The sequence below is a fragment of the Kerstersia sp. genome (genome assembly GCF_052103615.1).
Taxonomy (GTDB): Bacteria; Pseudomonadota; Gammaproteobacteria; order Burkholderiales; family Burkholderiaceae_B; genus Kerstersia.
Window position 1 is genome coordinate 118,012 of sequence record NZ_JBQEKA010000003.1, and the last position, 1,657, is coordinate 119,668.

General features: G+C 65.7%; 1 protein-coding gene. It reads left to right on the plus strand.

Features of this window, described 5'->3' with window-relative positions; all coding sequences use genetic code 11:
• Window positions 1–431: 431 nt before the first annotated feature.
• On the plus strand, window positions 432–1,124 hold the full coding sequence (locus tag ACTJGZ_RS01885) for a TetR/AcrR family transcriptional regulator (RefSeq protein WP_441661255.1): 693 nt from the start codon (window positions 432–434) through the stop codon (window positions 1,122–1,124).
• Window positions 1,125–1,657: the final 533 nt, after the last annotated feature.

The window sequence follows — 1,657 nt, forward strand, 5'->3', positions numbered from 1 at the left end:
CTGTATCCCTGTATCCCTGTATCCCTGTATCCCTGTATCCCTGTATCCCTGTATCTCTGCAGCACCGCAGCACCGCAGCACCGCAGCACCGCAGCACCACAGCACCACAGCACCACAGCACCGCATCATTGCAGCACCTCATCACAGTGCCACCAGCCGCCCGCTGCGTCAGCCTGATCTCAAGATCATCCGCCGGTGCCTGCTCCACTGACGCCATGCCTGCTCCACTGACGCCATGCCTGATCCACAACGGCAATGCCTGGGGATGGGAGGATGGCGCGTCCTCCACTATGATTAGCAGCTTGAGCCGCACAGCCACGCCTGCGCCGCCTTGCCCGCGCCGCAACCGCCAGGCAAATTGCCCTGGCAACTCACCGGCACACGCTCACGGCCCGACACGGCCGGCCACGCTTTCCGCAGGAATGATGCACATGCCCGAACTCCGCAAGGTCTATACCACCGTCGATGCCCGCGACCGCATTGTGGCGGCAGCCCTGAACGTTTTTGCCCAACATGGCTTCGACGGCGCCACGACTCGCGAAATCGCCAGCGAAGCCGGCGTCTCCGCCGCGTTGATCCACCATCACTTCAAGGACAAGGAAAGCCTGTGGAACCTCGTGGGGCAGCGAATTTCCGATGAATTCATTGAAACGCTGCAAGCAGCGCTGGCCCATCCGCAACAAGACACGGGCGCCAGCATGCGCCAAATGCTGGCGGCCTACATGCAGTACTGGCGCGCGCATCCGCAATCCTTGCGCTTCCAGCTCTGGCGCGTCCTGGGCGCCCCCCGGCAAGAGCGGAAATCGCGCTCGCAGCAACTGAACCAGCTCTTCGTCCCGGTCGTCCAGGCCGCGCAAAACACTGGCGTCTTGCGCGCCGACGTCCCGCCGGGTTTGCTGCTGGTCACCATGGGCGGCCTGGTCCAATACTTCCTGCACAGCGACGTCGAAGCCAGCGATGCCTTGGCCGTCACCGGCGCCGCGCTACCCAGCGACACCGAACTGCTGGACTACCTATGGGGCCTGCTGGCCCAGCCCGCCACCCGCACGCAAAGCGCGCCAGACACCCCCGCCCGGCGCAAACGCCCAAGCACTGGCGCCAATAAAACAAAACAAGACGCCTAGCGTCTTTGATCCGCCCCCAACCAAAGGCACGGCACCACCCCGCAACGCGAAGCCAAACCAAACCAAGCCTGGCGGGCACAACGGCATCCGTCGAACGCATCAAACCCATGCCGATCCAGCACCCCAAAAAACGGCTATGCCAGTGCTGTGGCCGCGCCCGGGCCGGGGGCCGTGGAGCGTGCCGTGCTGGATCGCATCAGCGGGGAAACAAGGGCGCACATGTTTGAGCGAGACGCTTGCGGACAGTCCGGTGGACTGTCCGCCTCGCGAGTTGTGCGTCCGCCCCGCTGATACGATCCGGCGCGGGCAGTTCCGGCGCAGCCGGAACCACGCGATCGGCCCCTGGCCCGGGCGCGGCCACAGCACGCCTTAGCACACCTCTTAGCAAGCCAAGGCCCCCCGCTACCGCACCTCCCCCGGCCCCCCGCCCAACGCCGGATACCCCGCCACCGCAGCCACCTCAGCCGCAGGCTCCGCCGCAGCAATCGCCTGCCGGGCCTGAAACAACGCCCGCTGATTCTCCAGCACCGCCA